The organism is Treponema parvum (assembly GCF_017893965.1).
Taxonomy (GTDB): domain Bacteria; phylum Spirochaetota; class Spirochaetia; order Treponematales; family Treponemataceae; genus Treponema_D; species Treponema_D parvum.
On sequence record NZ_CP054142.1, the window covers coordinates 1775153 to 1793329 of the forward strand.

Annotated in this window: 11 protein-coding genes and 1 pseudogene; 3 read left to right on the top strand and 9 right to left on the bottom strand. The window is 46.8% G+C overall.

Features of this window, described 5'->3' with window-relative positions; translation table 11 throughout:
• Positions 1-50: 50 nt before the first annotated feature.
• Positions 51-335, top strand: a pseudogene (locus HRQ91_RS07825) (hypothetical protein); the annotation flags it as partial.
• 581 nt (positions 336-916) lie between these two features.
• On the opposite strand, the gene HRQ91_RS07830 reads toward HRQ91_RS07825, so the two are convergent.
• The 9 genes from HRQ91_RS07830 to argH all read right to left on the bottom strand — a co-directional run bounded on the left by HRQ91_RS07830 (position 917) and on the right by argH (position 16911).
• On the bottom strand, positions 917-4759 hold the full coding sequence (locus HRQ91_RS07830; protein WP_210119033.1) for an InlB B-repeat-containing protein: 3843 nt from the start codon (positions 4757-4759) through the stop codon (positions 917-919).
• Between the two features lie 33 nt (positions 4760-4792).
• Positions 4793-5575 (bottom strand): Rpn family recombination-promoting nuclease/putative transposase, encoded by a 783-nt coding sequence (locus HRQ91_RS07835; protein ID WP_210119034.1) that lies wholly within the window; start codon positions 5573-5575, stop codon positions 4793-4795.
• An 87-nt stretch (positions 5576-5662) separates the two neighbouring features.
• Positions 5663-6850, bottom strand: a complete 1188-nt coding sequence (locus HRQ91_RS07840) for a hypothetical protein (protein WP_210119035.1) — start codon at positions 6848-6850, stop codon at positions 5663-5665.
• Positions 6840-9740 (bottom strand): FecR family protein, encoded by a 2901-nt coding sequence (locus tag HRQ91_RS07845; protein ID WP_210119036.1) that lies wholly within the window; start codon positions 9738-9740, stop codon positions 6840-6842. Before HRQ91_RS07845 ends, HRQ91_RS07840 begins: the two co-directional genes overlap by 11 nt.
• Entirely contained in the window at positions 9706-11610 is a 1905-nt protein-coding gene (locus tag HRQ91_RS07850; protein WP_210119037.1) for an adenylate/guanylate cyclase domain-containing protein, read from the bottom strand. Before HRQ91_RS07850 ends, HRQ91_RS07845 begins: the two co-directional genes overlap by 35 nt.
• 262 nt (positions 11611-11872) lie before the next feature.
• A complete protein-coding gene (locus tag HRQ91_RS07855) occupies positions 11873-13228 on the bottom strand; it encodes an MATE family efflux transporter (RefSeq protein WP_210119038.1) in 1356 nt (451 codons plus the stop codon).
• 143 nt (positions 13229-13371) lie between these two features.
• Positions 13372-14190, bottom strand: a complete 819-nt coding sequence (locus HRQ91_RS07860) for an amino acid ABC transporter substrate-binding protein (RefSeq protein WP_210119039.1) — start codon at positions 14188-14190, stop codon at positions 13372-13374.
• 75 nt (positions 14191-14265) lie between these two features.
• The gene (locus HRQ91_RS07865; protein ID WP_210119040.1) at positions 14266-15483 is read right to left on the bottom strand and encodes an adenylate/guanylate cyclase domain-containing protein; all 1218 of its coding nucleotides are present in this window, start codon (positions 15481-15483) and stop codon (positions 14266-14268) included.
• Between the two features lie 12 nt (positions 15484-15495).
• Complete coding sequence (gene argH, locus HRQ91_RS07870; protein WP_210119041.1) at positions 15496-16911, bottom strand: argininosuccinate lyase; 1416 nt, start codon at positions 16909-16911, stop codon at positions 15496-15498.
• Between the two features lie 228 nt (positions 16912-17139).
• Between argH and HRQ91_RS07875 the strand changes: the two genes are divergently transcribed.
• Together HRQ91_RS07875 and HRQ91_RS07880 are read left to right on the top strand one after the other, a co-directional pair.
• On the top strand, positions 17140-17580 hold the full coding sequence (locus tag HRQ91_RS07875) for a mobile mystery protein A (RefSeq protein ID WP_210119042.1): 441 nt from the start codon (positions 17140-17142) through the stop codon (positions 17578-17580).
• A 3-nt stretch (positions 17581-17583) separates the two neighbouring features.
• A complete protein-coding gene (locus HRQ91_RS07880; protein ID WP_210119043.1) occupies positions 17584-18171 on the top strand; it encodes a mobile mystery protein B in 588 nt (195 codons plus the stop codon).
• The last annotated feature ends 6 nt before the right edge of the window (positions 18172-18177 follow it).

Sequence of the window (18177 nt, forward strand, 5' to 3'; positions counted from 1 at the left end):
GCGCCGCTGTTTTATAAGAGTAGCTTTTTTATTCAACCGCAGCAAGCGCAAAGAGCGCAAAGGAATTTTTAGAATACCTTAACACAGGGCAAGCAAAGAGCGAGTTTACAAGGAGGATAGAAAAAGTGATACAAATAATAAAAGAAAATGAACAAGCAAGGCAAGAATACAGATTAATGTCTACTTTTGAAATGGACGCCAGGTATAAAGGTTTTTCGGAAGGTACTTATAACAACAAGAAAGAAACGGCTAAAATATTAAAACAGCTGGAAGATTCGATACAAAAAATTATGCAGGTTATCGGCCTTCTCGAAGCAGAAATTGAAAAATTATAGTTTAATTAGCCATTAATTACTTGCTTCTGCTTTTTCTTGACTGAGGCCTGTTGCCATAGGGCAAGCTTTTTAATTTAACCGCTAAGCACGCCAAGGACGCAAAAAGGGGGGGGGTATTAACCGGTGTATAACTTTTTCGCCAAGATACAAAGAGCGCTAAGGTTCCCTTCGCTCGGAGGGAGCCAAGCTCACTCGCCCGAGTGGGTACCCTTCAATAAGGCGGTACGAATAGCTCGTATCGCCCGATACGAGATGCTCGTTCCGAGCGGTACGAGGGGTTCGAGCAGAGCGGCTCGAAAGGCTCGAACAGGGCGGGCGGGTACCCCTGATACGAGCGGATCGGTAGGTCTGATCCGAGCGGGTGTGAACCCCGGCATAACGGGGGACACTGCCTCGTCGTTCAAAACCCTGAAAACTTATCCGCCGTTGTTCCCATAGCTGCTCGTCAAGGTGAAGGCTGAGTAGTTGGCGGATAGCCGTCGGCGGCGACGTACCATAGCTGCCCGCCAAGAGGAAGGCGGAGTAGTTGTCAGTTTACCCGTCGGAGCCGACGTACCAAGCTGTGCCGCCGCTTTCAGGTGTTACGGCGTCTTTAGATACCCGTTGCTGCCGACCGACCACGTTTGACTGCCTTTCGGCGTTACGGAGAATTTGCCCGCTTCGTTTGCAAGATTTACGCTCGTGACGGCAATAAGCACCTGCGTAGTCGTCTGGTATTGGCCGTCAGGTACCGTAATGCGCGCCGCTTTATTGCTCGGCGGGGTCAAGGCGCTGTCGGCGCGTATCTTTGAGCCGTAGTCCAAATACACGTCGTTGTTTTGGTCAACTTCGACACTGTCTTTTATACATACCACCGTGTTGATTGCGTTTATGCCTTTGCCTTTTTTCGTCGCCTTGTTGCCGATAACCTTTACGCTGTCTTGAAGCGTTAAATTACAAGCTTGGCCGACCCAGATGCCGCCGCCGCCTTCATATGTTCCGTCTCCGGTCGCGTTGTTTGCGTCATTCGGACCCGTGCCGCCGATAGTGGTGTTGCCTTTGATTGTTACGGTGGACGGTGTGCTGCCCGTTTTTTGTACGTGGATGGCTCCGCCTCTCTTTGCCGTGTTGCTCTTAAGGGTGCAGTTCGTTATGTTGACGGTTGCGCTGTATGCGAATATACCTCCGCCGGACTCATCCGCATTGTTACCGATAAGCTGTACGCCCTCTGCTGGGCTGCCGCCTAGATTCAGGGTACAGCCTTCGCCGATACAGATTGCGCCGCCTATTCCTAAGTTCTCCGCTTTGTTTGCGTCATTCGTACCCGTGCCGCCGATGGTGCCGCCTTTGATCGTTACGGCGGAGGCAGTAGAACCGGTTTTTCCCGCGTAGATTGCACCGCCGCCGCCGCTGCCGCCGGCAGCTCTTGCCGTGTTGCCCTTAATAGTACAGTTTGTTATGTTGACGGTTGCGCCGGATGCACAAATGCCGCCGCCGGAACTTGCCGCTTCGTTACCGATAAGCTCTGCGTTATCCTGCATCGTCAGGGTGCAGCCTTCGCCTATATAGATTGCGCCGCCACTTCCTAAGTTCTTCGCTACATTTGCGTCATTCGTACCCGTGCCGCCGATGGTACCGCCTTTGATGGTTACGGCGGAGGCGGTAGAACCGGTTTTTTCTGAGTAGATTGCACCGCCGCCGCCGCCGCTGCCGCCGGCAGCTCTTGCCGTGTTGCCCTTAATAGTACAGTTTGTTATGTTGACGGTTGCGCCGGATGCACAAATGCCGCCGCCGTTGCCTGCGCTGCTGTTCGTCGCTTTGCAGTTCTTAATGGTCGTGCGCGTAAGGTTTACGGTGGTGTCCTTGCCGCATCCGATAGCCCCGCCTTTGTCCGCTATGCAGTCGTCGATAACACAGTCCGTAAGTTGCGCCTTGCTGCCGTAGACGGTAACAAGAACGGCACCCCCGAATGTTCCGGATATACCTTTGCCGCCTTTAAGCGTCAGGTTTTTAAGGATGAGCGTTTTGCCGTTCGATACGGTAAAGACGTGGTGGGCATTCGAGCCGAGGCTGTCGCGATTTGCGTTCAGAATGTCCGAGTCTGCTCCGCTTCCACCCTGTATCGTGATGTTTTTGTCGATGTCTATTTTTCCAAAGTTGCCGGTTGCGTTTGTCGCCATAATTTCGCCGTTTACGGTTATAACGGCATTGTTGTCGGCGATTCTGACGGCTTCTCTCAAAATCTCCCACGGATTGGTATCTGTTGAGTTTACGGTTGTTTTTTTCTTGAACTTTACAATTACCGTTGTATCTAGTGTTATGTTTGAAAGCGTTGCAGTTGCCGCGTTAGCCGGTGATGCGGTTAGTCCTGTCCAACTATCCACTTCCCATGCTAAAGCGGGAAGCGCCTCAAAGCTTATACTGCCGCCGTATGTAACGATGAAATACGGTTCTAGTATGGCGGGCGGGTTGCCTGCCGTTTGGGTAGAACTGCCGTATGTGCCTTTGAGTGAACCGCCTGTGCCGTTGTATACCTTGAATGTAACTTTCGGGTTTTTATGCCACTGCGCCGTGTAGGTTGTATCAGATGCAGGGAATACCGGTGGCGACGGTATAGCCGGAGACCAAGCGTTAAAGGTATAGTTTGGCTTGACGGGAGTGGGCGGAGTTAATGTTGTGCCGAATCTGCCTGTGACTGTTACATTCGCCGGACTTCCGCTTATGGTTCCGCCGCCCGGATTGAACGTTACAGTAACGGTCTTGCGTTTGTAATACACTTTGACAACCGTATTGCCGTCCGCAGCGATTGTTGCGCTTGCAGGTTCCTGTTTATCGAACTCAAAGCCCTGATAGCTTTTCTGCGTTACGGTGATGGTATCTCCCGTTGTACCGGTAAGTTTATCGGTGTCCGCCGGACTTGGAGGATATTGTCCTGCCGTCGCCGTAGGAAGCTCTTGATAATGCTCGACTTTGTATGGCGTGTTGCCGTTCGGCGTCCACTTTGCGTAAAGCTGTTTATCTTCGGTTATCTGTGTTGCAAAGTTCCATTGCGTCGTGCACGCCGCTTCCGTGTACCAGCCGTCTATATGATAGCCCGTCTTTGTAGGCGGAGTCGAAGGTGCCGCCGCCTGCGTGTTGTGCGGCACGAGTACGGACAATGTCGAGCCGCTCAAAAATGTGCCGCCGTTTGCATTGAACGTAACTCTATGACATTTGAGAACTTTGTAATACTTAATTGTAGTCGATGTCGGTGTATATCCCGTGCCGTCCGTGTGATATTTCACCTTGTAGAGTTTTTCGTTTTCACCGGCTAAGCCGAGCGAAGCCGTAACGGGATTTGTGTCATACTGCGACACAGCCCCGGTTGACGAGGCTCCGACTATTTCTTGTACCTCACAGTGAACGGTTGTTCCGGGAGTACTGTGCGCTATTGTAATCTGTGCTTCGGGCGCGCTCGTTTCCCCGTTTATGATTATGGGGTCGCCAGTGGTACCTCCGAGTCCGCTTCCCGTACTTTGCTGACCTCTCGTTACAGTAACGGTTTCGGCAGGCAGCTGCGGACGCGCGGTTCCCGTTTCAAGCGTTTCGGAAACCAGTCCCTTTCTGTCCTTAAGTTTGACTGTGTAAGGTTGGTATGCATTACCGACCGCTAAGCCGGTATCGTAGTACAAAACCCACGCACCGGAAGGCGGCGAGGGATAGCCTGCAAGCTGTGTAACCGCCGTAATAAAGTGCGCATCGGCAGGTTTTACAAAATCTCCGCCGCTTACCGTCAGAGTGTATGAAGTCCCGTTTATTTCAATCTCTGCAATGTCTTCGTGGAGTTTCCCGCCGGGAACCGAGATGCCCATATCGGGGACTTGCAGACACAAAACGTAATTTTCAGGCGAGGTCGTTGTCTTTGCAAGAACGGCGGTCGGCTTGGGCGGCGGCGTGTTCGCTTCCAGATTAAACTTGTAGATTTGATTGAACTTTCTGCCGTCGGTGCTGTAAAGCCTGATCGAAGCGCCTATGTTCGCACTGCTCCATTCGTACCTTTTTAAAAACACCGATTCGTACGTGAGCGTCAAGGTATTTTGCCCGCTTTGCACAAGCGTATAATCGGCGCCTGCCTCAGGCGGATTTATTCCCGAAGCATCGTGTACGTTGCTTGCAAACGTTACGATATCTGAAGGCGCTCCGGAAGAGCCCGGCATTACAAACGAAAAGTTTCTTGGATTGTGTACGGTAAGCGTAAGCACCGCATTGTGTGAGGACGGCACGCACTGAACGCCCGCCGCACTAACGGATGCCGGAGACGCCGCCCTGAAATTTGTGATGATAGGTTCCGACGCCCAATAAGAAAAATCTTCTTCTATATCTGCAAACAGTTCTTTGCAGGCCGTCACGCTCAAAAGCAGCGCGATCGAAGCGGCACCGATAATTACCGTGATAATCTTACGCATTTTCAAAATTTCCTTTTTCTTTTCTATGTAAACTCATTTTGAAAGATTTTCAATCTCTTCAACGAGAAGACCGGTAGCTTGTGCGATATTTTCAATCGACAAACCTAAACCGAGTAAATTCTTTGCCGTTTCAAGTTTTGCTTGACGTGCTCCTATCGCTTCTCCTTTATCCAATGCATCCATTTCAAACGCTGTCATAAAGCGGTATTCCTGCCGCGCCTGTTCATTATTCTTCACTGTCTGTATCATAGTTTCTATCCTCCCGGTATATTCCGTATTCGCTGTTCCGATCTTGACGTATTCTAAAAAACCTTTGAGCTCTTTGTCCTTTGCTTTTCTAAACGCTTCGGCATTGATTATAACCTTTCTTGTTCCATCCTGTAAGGATGTTTGCCGGTCTTCAAGACAAATATTCTCAAATGTGTAAATAGGCTTACTTTTCCCAATGACATCGAATAAGCAGACAAAAATAATATAGCAATCGTTTAATGTTTTGTAGTGAGCGCCCTTGTCCAAAAAGGAAACGTCGATTGCAGCTTGATAGTAACGCATACGTTTAGGAATATTGCGTTCGTTCGCCACCTGCATTTCAATGTCATAGGATTTACCCATATCATCTTTTACGAGCAGGTCGAGGCGCACCGATTTGGATTCAGAGCCGGTAACTATTGCATTTTGTGGCGACAAATAGATGATTTTCCCGATCTTATTTACCAAGACCATTTCAAGAAACTCTTTGCAGATTTCTTCGTCCTGCATAACCTTGCAAAACATAAAGTCGTCAGCTATGGTTAGGTCATCAAAGCTTTTTGCCATAGACACCCCATAAAAACTTTTGCAGTAAATATCAATTTCCTAAAAAGCGACGGCGATATTTCCGACGGCACTTTTTATCATACCCCCTTAGAACATCCAGCCGACGGAAAGCTGCGGTTGGAACATATACTTAGGAAACCCTTCTCTGAAAACAAAAAAATGATCGACATTAAGCTCAAGGTACATTTTTTTATGAACAAAGGCTTGCAGCGCAGTTCCCGCATCTACGTCGAAACCCCAATACCAATACTCAGGACTTTGCGCGTTTCCGCCGTCAAATGAAAACTTGCTCTTCATCAAAAACACCGCCCCTCCGCCGGCATAAAGACCAAGGTTTAAGCGGTGTTTTACGATCGGATATACATACGCGGCATTTAGATGCGAAAGCATCAGCGTACCGTCGAGAACATAACCGTCGTGTTCGTTTTTCAGCATTGCGGCGGAATAATTTAAATTAAAGCCGAAATTGCCGTAGGTTCTTTTAATCGGCAGTACGGTAAGGCGGAAGACGCCGCCCAACGGAGCTGCAGTACGGTTATAAAATTCTTTGAACACGCTTTCGCCCGTAAAACTTGTAAACGCATAGCCGAGAGAGACGTAGGCGTCTACAGGCTTTTGAAAGCGGAACGTAACGTCTTCGCTTTTACCGGTAAGGCCGCTTCTGTCCCGCGCGATAAAAACGTACGCGCCGGGCTGGAATCTGTTCGTATTCAATTCAAACCTGACCCTTTTTCCGTCTTTGGAAATTTCTTCGGGTTTAAGCTCTATAGTACCGCCGCCCGTTTTCTTAAAGAAAAAGACGGTATCTTCTAAAAAATTCACGCCGACGGCGGTAAACCGTCCGTCAAAAAATTCGTCAAGATATATCAAATGCGGCGTTACAGCTTCAATTCCCGGCTGATATGCGATGAGTATGTCAAAATTTCTATATGCGCTGGACGCTTCCCTTTGTTCAAGCAAATTGATGACGGTTACCTTATAGCGATAGCTCCCGGGCACGAGCGACACGTCGATAAAATTATCGTGCACGATTTTTTTGTCGATTTCGTTCCATACGCCGGCGTCGTCTTTCTGTTCTAGAATGAATTCAAAGCCGAAAATATCGTCGATCTCTTCCCACGACAAGCGCTGATAAAGCACTTCGCCTGTCTCTTCTTCCCGAATAAAATAGTGCTTTTTATCTTCTAAAGCCGAGCGGCCGTCCTTGCTTTGTGCGGCAAGCGGCAGTACCGAAAGCAGACACAAGATCGCCGCCGCAATTTTTTTATTTTCCATAGAGCACTCCGGGAGCGTCGGTGTCAACTTTTACTGCCTTTGGTAAGTCTATGACAAAACGGCGGCCGGAAACTGTGCCGTTTTGAAAGAGCAGGCCGTTTTTTAACCTACGCAAGGCGATCGCTTCCGCATAAAACGTTCCGCGCGACAGGCGCGCAAGATCCGTAAATTCAAACGCACAAGCGTCGCCTGCGCCTGTCGCGCCGGAAGCAGCTTCCTGCGCATCTATTTCGCGTTCAAAAATCTTTTGTTTTTTTTCGTCATAAAGCCTGACAGAATAATGCGTAGCCTCTTTGTTCTTTTTCCAGCGGAATAAAATGCTCCTGTTCGTTTTAAAAAATCCGACCCCGAGCGTTTCGTTTTCACCGGGGAATATGAGCTCAACTTTTTCAAGCGGCGGTATAGGCAAAACGGTAAACCTGCCGTCCTGCAGCGACGAAACATCGAACCCATCTTCGGTTGCGGCGCTAACCCGCCATCGATAGTTTCCTGCCGTAAGAGGCGGAAGACGCACGGAAAAATCGGGATTTGAAACGGAAAGCACGCTGCCCTGTTGTCCTACCCTTTCAAGCACGAGTCGGCTCGTTGCAGGTTTGTCGGCCGAGTACCACTTTAAAATACCCGGATTAAGAGCGGCTTCTACGCCGCTGATTCTTGCATTGTCGGCAGGCGTTACAAGTTCTACAGGATGCAAATGCTTAAGGGTAAACGCCCTGTCCGCCGCATAGCTGTAGCGACGGCTGGAAATAAGCGTCGCTGAAGCAAAACCCTGCACGCTTATTATGTAATCGCCGTCCTGTATCGACTGCAAAGACGCCTCAATTCCGGTGCCGGTAACGTACAGATCTTCGTATAACGGCTCCGAATTCAAACCCGGTTTTGTAATTTTAACTTGATAATAATCTGCGCCAGGAACGGCAGTCCACGCAAACGTGTTTTTTTGTTTAGGATGAATGGGAACGACTCTTTTAAGGCTGACAAGTTCCGGAGGAGGAAGGGCCGGCGCTATCGTTAATTTTTTGGGCTGTGTCTGAAGCCCTTCAAATTCGTTTTTTATAGATATGCGCCAATAGTAGTCGCCTTTATTTAAAACAAGACCGTCTATACCGGAGCCTTGCGTTTTTATATCGAGTACCGGATTGGAAAAATCCTCGGAAGAAGACACTTGAAAGCGCTGCTCTCCGTCCAAATTTGTTTTCCATGTAAAGCGGGTGTCAAGGCAAAGCGTGTCGGCAAGCGTGTAGCCTTCAGGGGGAAACAGCGACCGCAAGACAACTTCGCTGTCGCGGCTTCTGAACGCCGAAGACGCGCTCGCCGTCAGACGCTCGTTGTTTTTGTCCAATCCGTCGACCGTCCAATAGTACGTGCCGTTAGGGAGTGTTTTTGCAGCATTTTTCAATTCATAATAATTGATGTCGCAAGCCCGTTCGGCTACGGGATTATCCATCGATTCATTTTTTGCAATGCGGAGCTTGTATTTTTTTACTTCTTTTACGGGTTTCCAAGAAAAAGTAACGCTTTTCCCTTCGGCCGTATCGGCAATTTTTCCGGGAGCGATGAGTTCTATAGGCGGAAGCTCTTTTTGCTTTTCAATAAAAAAAGACGAAACGACGGAAGGCTCGGATCGAACGCTCTCGTCGATTATGTAATTAGGAATTACTCTCCAATACCACGTTCCTTCGCTCAAATTCGAAAAAGAAACGGACTCTCCTCCCACCTGTTTGAATACGGCGGGATTTTTCATATCGGGATTGTCGGCGGCTTCAAGCGTGTAAGACGAACACAGGTCGTTGCCCTTCCACAAAAAATTTACGGCAGGAAGGGTCTCTTTGTATAAATAACGCTTTTCCGAAGCCGGTTCCAAAAGTTTGGGAGGCGGCGCCGCTAAAACGGTAAGCTTTCCCGAATCCGAAGATTCGTCGGACACGCCCTTTTCCGCCGCATACAGCCGCCAATAAACGGTACCGGGCGTTTCGTTCAGCGTAACTTCTTTTAACCCCGTAACCGAAAGCCTATAGGGTTTTATCTTAAAATCACGGCTTCTTGACGTTTCCAAAACCAGTTCCGTGCTGTCGGCAAACGAACTTTTCCACGCAAACGACACGGGAATCGCCCCCCCGTCTGCGCTTTGATTGATTATCTTCGCTCCCGACGCCGGGCTTATCATAGAAACAAAGGCCTTATTTCCGGTATTTACAACTTCTCCTTCGGTTAAGACCGTAGCCTGCAGACCTCCGTCCGTCTGAACTGCGGCATTCTTTCGCCCGGCTCCGGAAAGAGAGTTTACTCCCGGCAGCGTAGTAAGGGCGGCTTCACCTTTTTCTACCGTCAGACGAAGATTTCCGCCCGTGCCGGCGTCTTTATCTTCCGAAGCGCTGCTTTCGGAACTTTCGGATTTTTGAACATGAAGAACCGAATCTTTTTCGATGGCGACGGAAACGTTGTCCGCCTTTACGGCCACTTTTGAACCGCTAGTCTGCACGGAAATATTGCCTTCCGAAACCTGCACGGCGGTTTCTTCTTTTTGCGTCTGCTTAAAAATCTGTATCATGGTGTTAGCGCCGACGTTTATCACGTTTTTATCGGGGAAAAAAATCGTCGCTTCGGACGCAGGCGCGGTTCTGATTACGTCGCCGTTATACACGGGCGAATATTGCACAGGCCTGTCCCACACGGAGCGGTCGATAAATTTGCGCTGAACGCTTTTGTATTTATAAGAAACGGAGGCTACCGGTACTTTGTCGTTTCGCTCTACGGTTCTATTTAAATTTTGATAAAATAAAAACGCAGTGTAACATATGGCAGAAAGAGAAAACAATACGACGATGATATCCTGCCAGACGCCGGCGGCGGAGTCAGGATTGTATTTTGTATTTCTTTTCGTCTTCATTGAGATTTACCTTTGCAAAATCCGGAGTCGGGATTCCCAGCGCCTGTCTGATCTGAGCAAGCGATTTCGGCCCTTTCGCTCCTGCGCCTGGTATACCGTTCTCTTGGGGCATATTGATAACCGCAAACATCCTGAGCGGTTTTTCTTTTCCTTTAACAGTAACCGACGGCATCTCTTCAACAAGCACGTGATCTTTCACAAGCTCGTAAGTATATTCGGTGATGAGGATATCCGTGCCCATGGGCTTATTCAGAGCTTCCGTACGGGACGCCAGGTTTACGGCGTCGCCTATAACAGTGTATTCCATGCGCTGCGTGGAGCCTATCTGACCTGCGACTACGGACCCTGAGTTTATGCCGCAGCCGATACGGATTATCGGTTTTTTGTCGCCGCCGCGCCCCCTGTTAAAAACTATAAGGTTTGCCCGCATGCGGAGCGCAGCGCGGATGCAGTTTAGAGCGTCTTCTTTGGGACTTCCTGCCGAAATGGGCGCACCCCACACGCTCATGATCGCGTCTCCTATAAATTTGTCGACGACTCCGTGCGTCATGTTGACGCACTCTACCATAGATGTCATATATTCGTTTAAAAATTCAACAACTTCCGACGGCAAAAGTTTTTCTGAAATAGCCGTAAACGAGCGGATGTCCGAAAAGAAAATTGTTACGTCTTTTGTTTCGCCGCCAAGCGCAAGTTCGCCGCGCATGGCAAGTTCCGCGATTTCCTTATTGACAAACCTGCCGAACGAGTCTTTAAGCCGCTCGCGCTCCGCAAGTCCTTTGCCCATCTTCACAAAGCTCGATGTTAAAAGTCCGAGTTCGTCGCGCGTCTTCGGTTTCAAATCGATTTCGAATTCTCCCTGTTCGATTCTCTCCGCTGCATGCGCAAGCGTTTTTACAGGGCGGCTGATCGATTTGGAAAAGAACCAAATAAACATGACGGAAAGAAAAAGCACTATTATTCCCAAATAGATGTTGCGCTTTGTCGTTTCGGCGACCGGTTCCAAAAGGACATCGGCGTCCGCCGTAGTTAAAACCGCAAGGTCGCCCAAGTTGAGGCGGCGGTACGAACCGAAATACTTTTTTCCGGCATCGTCGGTGACTAAAAGCTGCCGGTTTGTGTCTCCGTTCTCGCGCATCTGCGTAAAAAGCGGAAAGTTACCAACGTTCGCGCCGTTTTTTACCAAATTAAAGTCCGGATGAATTAAAATATCGCCGTCGCCGTTTACCATATATGTAGTCTGCAGCGTTCCCGCTCCAAAGCTGTCGGATAATTTTTCAGCCGAAAAGAATACGGCCAAACCTTGGTTCAATCCTTTTTCCATATACGGGTAGCACAGCACGAGCATAGGTATATCGAATATCGGAGACGCGTTTATGACGTGCGTTATGCCGCGTTCCGTCTGCAAAATCATATCTCGCGACTGCGCTAAAAACGTATCCACCAGAGAAGGCTCCAATTCGTTTGATAAAAAAAACGGCGTGCTTAAAAGTTTTCTCTCCAAGCCGCCCATGCGCCTTGAATCCGTAACCAAAACGGCGGCGACCGACGGATTGCGTTCAAAATAGAAATCCGCGGTTTCTTTTGCAAAAGAACCGGAACTGCTCACTCTGTTCAATATGTCCAAAAGCAAAAATGCGTTTGCGCGCAACGACGACAAGTCCTTTTCCGCCAAACCCGCAGCCTGCGCATTTACGGTGCGATTGTTTTCTTCCGCACTGATACGGACATCCTGGCCGCCGAACCACGTAACCAACAGCGTTACAATTCCCAGCGATACGATTGTCAAAACTGAAATGATGACAACGAGTTTCGCCCCGATTGAAAATTTTACATATTTTCTATTACCGTTTTTTTTATCTTCGGCCATCTTTTATTCGCCGCTCCATTCGATAGTTTTATGACTTTTAATACTGTAATTGACCGGCATTAACATGTTTTATCGCACGCCGACGCCGTTAACTAATGCTATCAATCTACTATTAAACAATAAATTTATAGAAATGGCAATCAAAATATTAAATTTTAGCGCGGATTAAGCGGCGTCTCGCATTTCACTGTGTTACGCCGTATTTTGCATCGGCGTCTCGCATTTCACCTTGTTCTGTCGCGGCCTCATCTTTTTTCGGCCGTTAAAATTTTTTATCTTTGTAATAATCGATGATAAAATAGTAGCATATCGTATGTATTATAAATGTTATCGCCCATGACAGCGGATAAGAGATATATAAGGCCATAAGAGTTCTTTTTACAAACGTAAATACCGTAAGAACCCAAACCACCCGGAATACGCAAGCGCCTAAAAACGAAACTACCATGGGCAAAGAAGAATGCCCCAGGCCGCGCAATATTCCGGACATAACGTCCATCGCGCCGCATAAAGCATACGTGGTTAAGATGACGGACAATCTGAGCTTAGCCACGGAAATAACTTTATCGTTAGCGGTGTAAAGTAAAAGTATTTTATCGCAAAGAATATACACCGCCCATCCGCCTACGATGCCCGTAATAAACACCAACACAAGCGTTTCAAAATGAATCTTCTTTATTCTGTCAAACTTATGAGCGCCAAAATTCTGACTTACAAAATTCATGGCGGTTTGGTAAACGGCCGTCATGGAAACATACACAAAACCTTCTACATTTTGAGCTGCGGCATTTCCCGCCATAGCGGTGGATCCGAAAGAATTTACGGAAGATTGTATGAGCATGTTCGAGAGCGAAAAAACCATTCCCTGAAAACCTGCGGGTATTCCTATCTTTAAAATCTTGATCGTAGGATACTTATACATTTTTATTTCTTTTAAAATCAGTTTGTAGTCACTGTCGGAACGTACAAGTGTATATAAAATCAAAAATCCCGAAAGATACTGTGAAATTCCCGTAGCGTAAGCGACGCCGTCAACGCCGAGTCCCATTACGACTACAAAAAAAATGTTAAGAAACACGTTAAGAACCCCTGACACAAAAAGGAAATACATGGGGCGCTTCGTGTCGCCGGCGGCTCTCAGTATGGCGCTTCCGAAATTGTAAAACAAAAGACCGGGAATGCTTAAAAAATAGATGCGTATGTACAAAACCGACAAGTCAAGAACGTCGGGAGGATTTCCCATAGCGGAAAGTATCGGGCGCGAAACTAAAAGCCCCAATACTGTGAGCGATATGCCGCCCACAAACGAAAGCATGACGGCGGTATGCACGCTTTCCTTTAAGGCCTCTTTTTCGCCGGCGCCGTAGCAGTTGGCAACCACCACTCCTGCGCCGACCGAAAGTCCCATAAAAAGATTTATTATAAAATTGATAAAGGCTGTGGTGGAACCTACGGCCGCAAGCGCTTCTTTACCGACAAAGCGTCCGACAACAACGATGTCTGCGGCGTTAAACAACAGCTGCAGTATGCCTGAAACGGCGAGAGGAAAAGCAAAAGCGATGATCTTGGGGAATAATGTGCCGGAGCACATATCCATTTCGTATTTTTTGTCGGACATCCTACCTGCCTCAAGACATTTTACCTGCCTGAAAACGGCGTAAAAACGCCTTTGAACGCTCGTGTTTGGGATTATCTATCACGTCTTCGGGCCGTTCCCGCTCCACTATAACGCCGCCTTGAAGCATCGGGTTAGGTCTTGCCCTAACGGCCTATTACGGAAATATCTTTTCCGAACCATTTAACGGAAATTGCGGTAACGGTACCGTCCTTTTGCATCTCTTCAAGGATTTTCTGAACCTTATCGCGCAGTTTTACGTCGTTTTTTCTAAATCCAATCCCGTATTCTTCGGCGGAAAGACCTTCGTCCAGCGAAACGAACGGTTTTTTAGTCGTAGTTATGCTGTAATTGCCTACGACTTCGTCCATTACGACAGCGTCGATCTGCTTTATTTCAAGATCGTTCAAAGCCGTGATATTGTCTTTAAACATTACGATGCTTTTAAGCGACGATTTAAAATGTTCTGAAGAATCTATGGCGTCCTGAGCGTTTGAACCGCTCTGAACTCCTGCTTTTTTGCCCGCCAAATCCAAAAGAGATACAATGCCGGAATCCTTTCTCACTATAACGATCTGCCGGTTATTTAAATACGGTTTGGTAAAAGCCAAGGCTTTTTTCCGCTCAGGCGTGACGGTAAAACCGTTCCAAATGCAGTCAATTTTTCCCGTATTGAGTTCCTGTTCTTTTGCGTCCCACTGAATGGGCTGAGCTTTGAATTTTACTTTAAGGCGGGCGGCAACTTCCTTTGCCAAATCTATGTCGTATCCTACAATCTCATTTGTTTCACTTCTGAATCCGAGCGGAGGGAAAGGGTCGTCAAGTCCTAAAACAAAAACGCCCCGCTTTTGCAGATTTTCAAGAGAATTATCCAAAGCGCCGGCGGCGGCTTCCGTCTTTTTCGCACACGAAACGAGCGACAAAAAAGCGATTCCGATCAATGCGATTTTTTTAATTTTTTTCATTTTTCCCCTTAAAAAACGATATTCAAGGAATTTTCGATTTCCCAGCATGTCGTTTTCGTGCGCTTTTGCGCACGGTTATAAATCAGGCTCAAGCAATTCCATTTCAGAAGCCGGTTCCGAATTTTCAAAATTCCCGTAAAAAGGAATGTTTTCCTTTTCCGAAATAAGCTTATACAGAGGAATGGCGTCTTTTACTCCTTTTAAAAAGGCCGTATCGCAGTATTCGCAGTTAAAATATGGGGCGACCAAACGGAAAGTTTCGCCGCTTATAAGCACGGAAGTGCCGTATACCTTATTTACGTCCTGAATCCTCGAAGCAATATTAACGTTTGAGCCGATAATAGTATAGTCAAGCCTCTGCAGAGAACCTATGTTTCCTACGATCATGTCGCCCGTATTTATTCCTATTCGGGTAAAAAGCGGTTTTTGGATGAGTTTTTCATGTAAAAGCTGTTCGTTTAGAATAACTTCCATCTTTTTCATGCGCAAAGCCGAAAGGCAGCAGCGTACGGCGTGATCCGGAAACCTGTGCGGGGCTCCGAAAAACGCCATTATGGCGTCTCCTTCAAATTTATCGATGGTTCCTCCGAGCGAAATTATGACTTGAGTCATTTCCGTCAAATACATATTCAACACGCGGACAAGGTTCGGAGGATTCATCTCTTCCGTCAAGGGGGTAAAATCCTTCAGATCCGTAAAAATCACTGAAAGACACTGCTTTTCGCCGCTTGTGTCTATCGCCTTTCCGTCCGAAATAATGTTTTGAACAAGTTCGGGAGAAACATAGCGTGAAAAAGCGTACTGCAGCCGGCTCTTTTCTTCATTTAAAAGCTCTACCGTAAAATGCAGCAAGGATTTATTCAATATTCGTATGATAGGATTGAATTTTTTATACTCTTCAGGGCGGAACGACGCGCCGGAAGCTTTATCCTTTCCTATAACTAAAAGAACTTTTTCTGAAATATTGCTGAAATCTTCCAAGGGAAAAGAGATATATCCTGCGCTGTGAACAAAGACTCTGTTTTTTGAAACGGCGTTTTCTTTTCGTTCTTGAAAGACGGAAGAGCCTGAAGGTATGTTTCCGTCGTCCGACGTTTTTACATACTGAGCGTCGACCTTTTTTGAAAAACAAAACGCTACAAATTCAACGTCCAAGCGCCCCCATAACCATATCGAGAGAGTTTGGAAGACCATCTCTGAGGAACTCTGATTTTGCAGAGATCTTTCCAGCAGATCAAAATCCAGCTGTTCGAAATGTAATCCGCTTCCGGAAGAATTTTTATCATCATCCATATCCGGTCGATATTACCTCTTTTGCCGTACAAATTCCTTTAATAAAAGGATCTGCTCTTTTACTCTTTCAGAAGAAGGACCGCCCGTCAAATTTCTGGCGTTTACGCAAGCGTCTTTAGTAATTCTACTATAGATATCTTCTGAAATCAAATCCGAGCATGACTTAAAATCCGAAATATCAAGATCTTCAAGCCGGCGCTGTTTTTCTATCGCAATTCGAACGGCTTTTGCGGCCACGCCGTGCGCAGTTCTAAACGGCATCCCCTTTTTTACCAGATATTCGGCAATGTCCGTCGCGTTAAGGTAGCCGCCGTCGCATGAAGAACTCATAGTATCGCAATTCCATTTGGCGCTTGAAATCATTTTTGTAAAAACGTTGACGCAGGAAATCACCGTGTCGTAAGAATCAAAGAGGCTTTCTTTGTCTTCCTGCATATCGCGGTTATAAGACAGGGGCAAGCCTTTCATCATAGTGAGAAGCGCAACTAAACTGCCGTAAACCTTGCCCGTGCGCCCGCGGATCAATTCCGCAAAGTCGGGATTTTTCTTTTGCGGCATGATGGAACTTCCGGTAGACCATCTTTCGCTCAATTCTATAAAAGAAAATTCCGTAGAAGCCCAAATGATGATCTCTTCGCAAAAACGCGACAGGTGCATTTGAATAAGCGCAAAGCAGGAAGCAAATTCTATGCAGTAATCCCTGTCGGAAACGGCATCCAAGGAATTTTGCACAACGTTGTCGAAGCCCATATCTTTTGCAGCGCTTTCACGGTTTAAAGGCAGGCTGCTGCCGGCAAGAGCGCCCGCTCCCAAGGGCGAAAGGGAAATGCGCTTCAGTCCGTCCGAAAGTCTTTCCGTGTCCCGGACAAGCATCCACGCCCATGCGCAAAGATGATGAGCGAGAGTTACGGGCTGTGCGTGCTGCATGTGGGTAAAGCCCGGCATAATATCTCCGGTATGAAAGTCCGCAATGGAAGCGAGGGTATCAATCAGGGTTAAAAGTCTGTTTTTAAGGTCGGGTATACAGCGACGCAAATAAAGTCTTTCGTCAAGGGCGATCTGATCGTTCCGGCTCCTGCCGGTATGGATTTTTTTGCCCGGTTCGCCTATACGGTCGGTTAAGACGCCTTCTATAAAAGAATGTATGTCTTCCGCGCTGTAATCGATTGAAAGTCTGCCTTCTTCAAGGTCTTTGCTAATCGAATCGAGGCCGGCGACGATCTTGTCGGCTTCGGACAGAGGAATAATGCCCGTCTCGCCCAGCATACGGGCATGAGCCTTGCTGCCGTAAATATCGTCAAGCGCCATGCGTTCGTCCACATGGATTGAGGTTTCAAAGGCTACCGCCTCAGCGTCGGGGCCTTCGGAAAAACGGCCTTTCCATAAGGCCGCCCGATTGTCAGATGTCAATGCGCCGTGTGATTCCATACTATCGATTATACAGAAAACTGAAGACAGCCTCAACGTGTAAACCGCGCTGGCTGCACGGTGCGCTCATCGCACCGTACCGCTCGTGCAAGGCGGCCGGATTCAGGGAGCCGCCGGAATTCTGCTAAGTTACCTATACAAAATATAATAAAAAAGTAATATAACTATAGTAAATATACAATATATATATTATACTAATGTTAAAATATTATTATATATAGGTTATACATGAATACAAGAATAATTGAAATTAGGGCATTGGATAAAAAAACAGAGGGTTTACAGGTTGATAAAAATATTATCCCTAAGGGCAAAAGTTGGATCGAGTCTATTCGGGAAGCCTTGGGAATGACAGCTTTACAACTTGCCAATCGGCTTGGCGTGACTCAGCCTCGAATTACGGTTATGGAAAAGAATGAGAAAAATTTAAAGATTTCTACAATGGAAAAAATTGCAAAAGCTATAGACTGTGATTTTGTTTATTATTTTAAGCCCAAAACCAGTTTTCAGAGTTTTGTTGAAGTTCAGGCCAGAAAGAAAGCAGAGAAAATAATAAAATCTGTAAATCTAAACATGGCATTGGAAAATCAAGATATTGCAACAAAAGAAGCCGTTGAAGACATGGTTGTGGATTTCATTAATAATAAAACTAAGCAAATATGGGACTAACAAATGGATGTTTTTGGCGCTGATGATAATTCAACATCTCTTACCGAAGATGAAAAAGACGGTTTGAAATTAAAGTGGATAACGCTCCGCTCGGAATTAAATGAGGTAGAAGCTCGAAATATTGCAGAGGCTCAGGTATGGCTCCTGTCAAACAAAACCAAATATATTTATTCAGACGTTTTTTTGTGTAATTTACATAAAAAGATGTTCGGTAAAGTTTGGAAATGGGCTGGAATATACAGAACGACGGAAAGAAATATCGGAGTTGCTCCATATCAAATCCCGATAAAAGTGATGCAGCTCTTTGATGATGTAAAGTTTTGGATTAAAAACGGAACTTATGTTAATCATGAAATCGCCGTGCGCTTTCATCACCGTCTTGTTCAAATTCATCCGTTTCCAAATGGAAATGGACGCGTTTCCAGATTGATGGCGGATTTAATACTTCAAAAACTGGACGGTAAATCATTGTATTGGGGAAATACGGATTTGGTAAATGTTTCTTATATCAGAAGCCGGTATATTGCAGCGCTGCGAAAAGCCGATTCCGGGGATTATTCCGATTTACTTGAGTTTACAAACGGGGAATAAAAATTC

Excerpts from the sequence above, each read along its gene's own strand:
- HRQ91_RS07875 (WP_210119042.1), top strand. The coding sequence starts at position 17,140 with ATGAATACAAGAATAATTGAAATTAGGGCATTGGATAAAAAAACAGAG.
- HRQ91_RS07860 (WP_210119039.1), bottom strand. The coding sequence starts at position 14,190 with ATGAAAAAAATTAAAAAAATCGCATTGATCGGAATCGCTTTTTTGTCG.
- HRQ91_RS07850 (WP_210119037.1), bottom strand. The coding sequence starts at position 11,610 with ATGGCCGAAGATAAAAAAAACGGTAATAGAAAATATGTAAAATTTTCA.
- HRQ91_RS07855 (WP_210119038.1), bottom strand. The coding sequence starts at position 13,228 with ATGTCCGACAAAAAATACGAAATGGATATGTGCTCCGGCACATTATTC.
- argH (WP_210119041.1), bottom strand. The coding sequence starts at position 16,911 with ATGGAATCACACGGCGCATTGACATCTGACAATCGGGCGGCCTTATGG.
- HRQ91_RS07865 (WP_210119040.1), bottom strand. The coding sequence starts at position 15,483 with ATGGATGATGATAAAAATTCTTCCGGAAGCGGATTACATTTCGAACAG.
- HRQ91_RS07830 (WP_210119033.1), bottom strand. The coding sequence starts at position 4,759 with ATGCGTAAGATTATCACGGTAATTATCGGTGCCGCTTCGATCGCGCTG.
- HRQ91_RS07840 (WP_210119035.1), bottom strand. The coding sequence starts at position 6,850 with ATGGAAAATAAAAAAATTGCGGCGGCGATCTTGTGTCTGCTTTCGGTA.
- HRQ91_RS07845 (WP_210119036.1), bottom strand. The coding sequence starts at position 9,740 with ATGAAGACGAAAAGAAATACAAAATACAATCCTGACTCCGCCGCCGGC.
- HRQ91_RS07835 (WP_210119034.1), bottom strand. The coding sequence starts at position 5,575 with ATGGCAAAAAGCTTTGATGACCTAACCATAGCTGACGACTTTATGTTT.
- HRQ91_RS07880 (WP_210119043.1), top strand. The coding sequence starts at position 17,584 with ATGGATGTTTTTGGCGCTGATGATAATTCAACATCTCTTACCGAAGAT.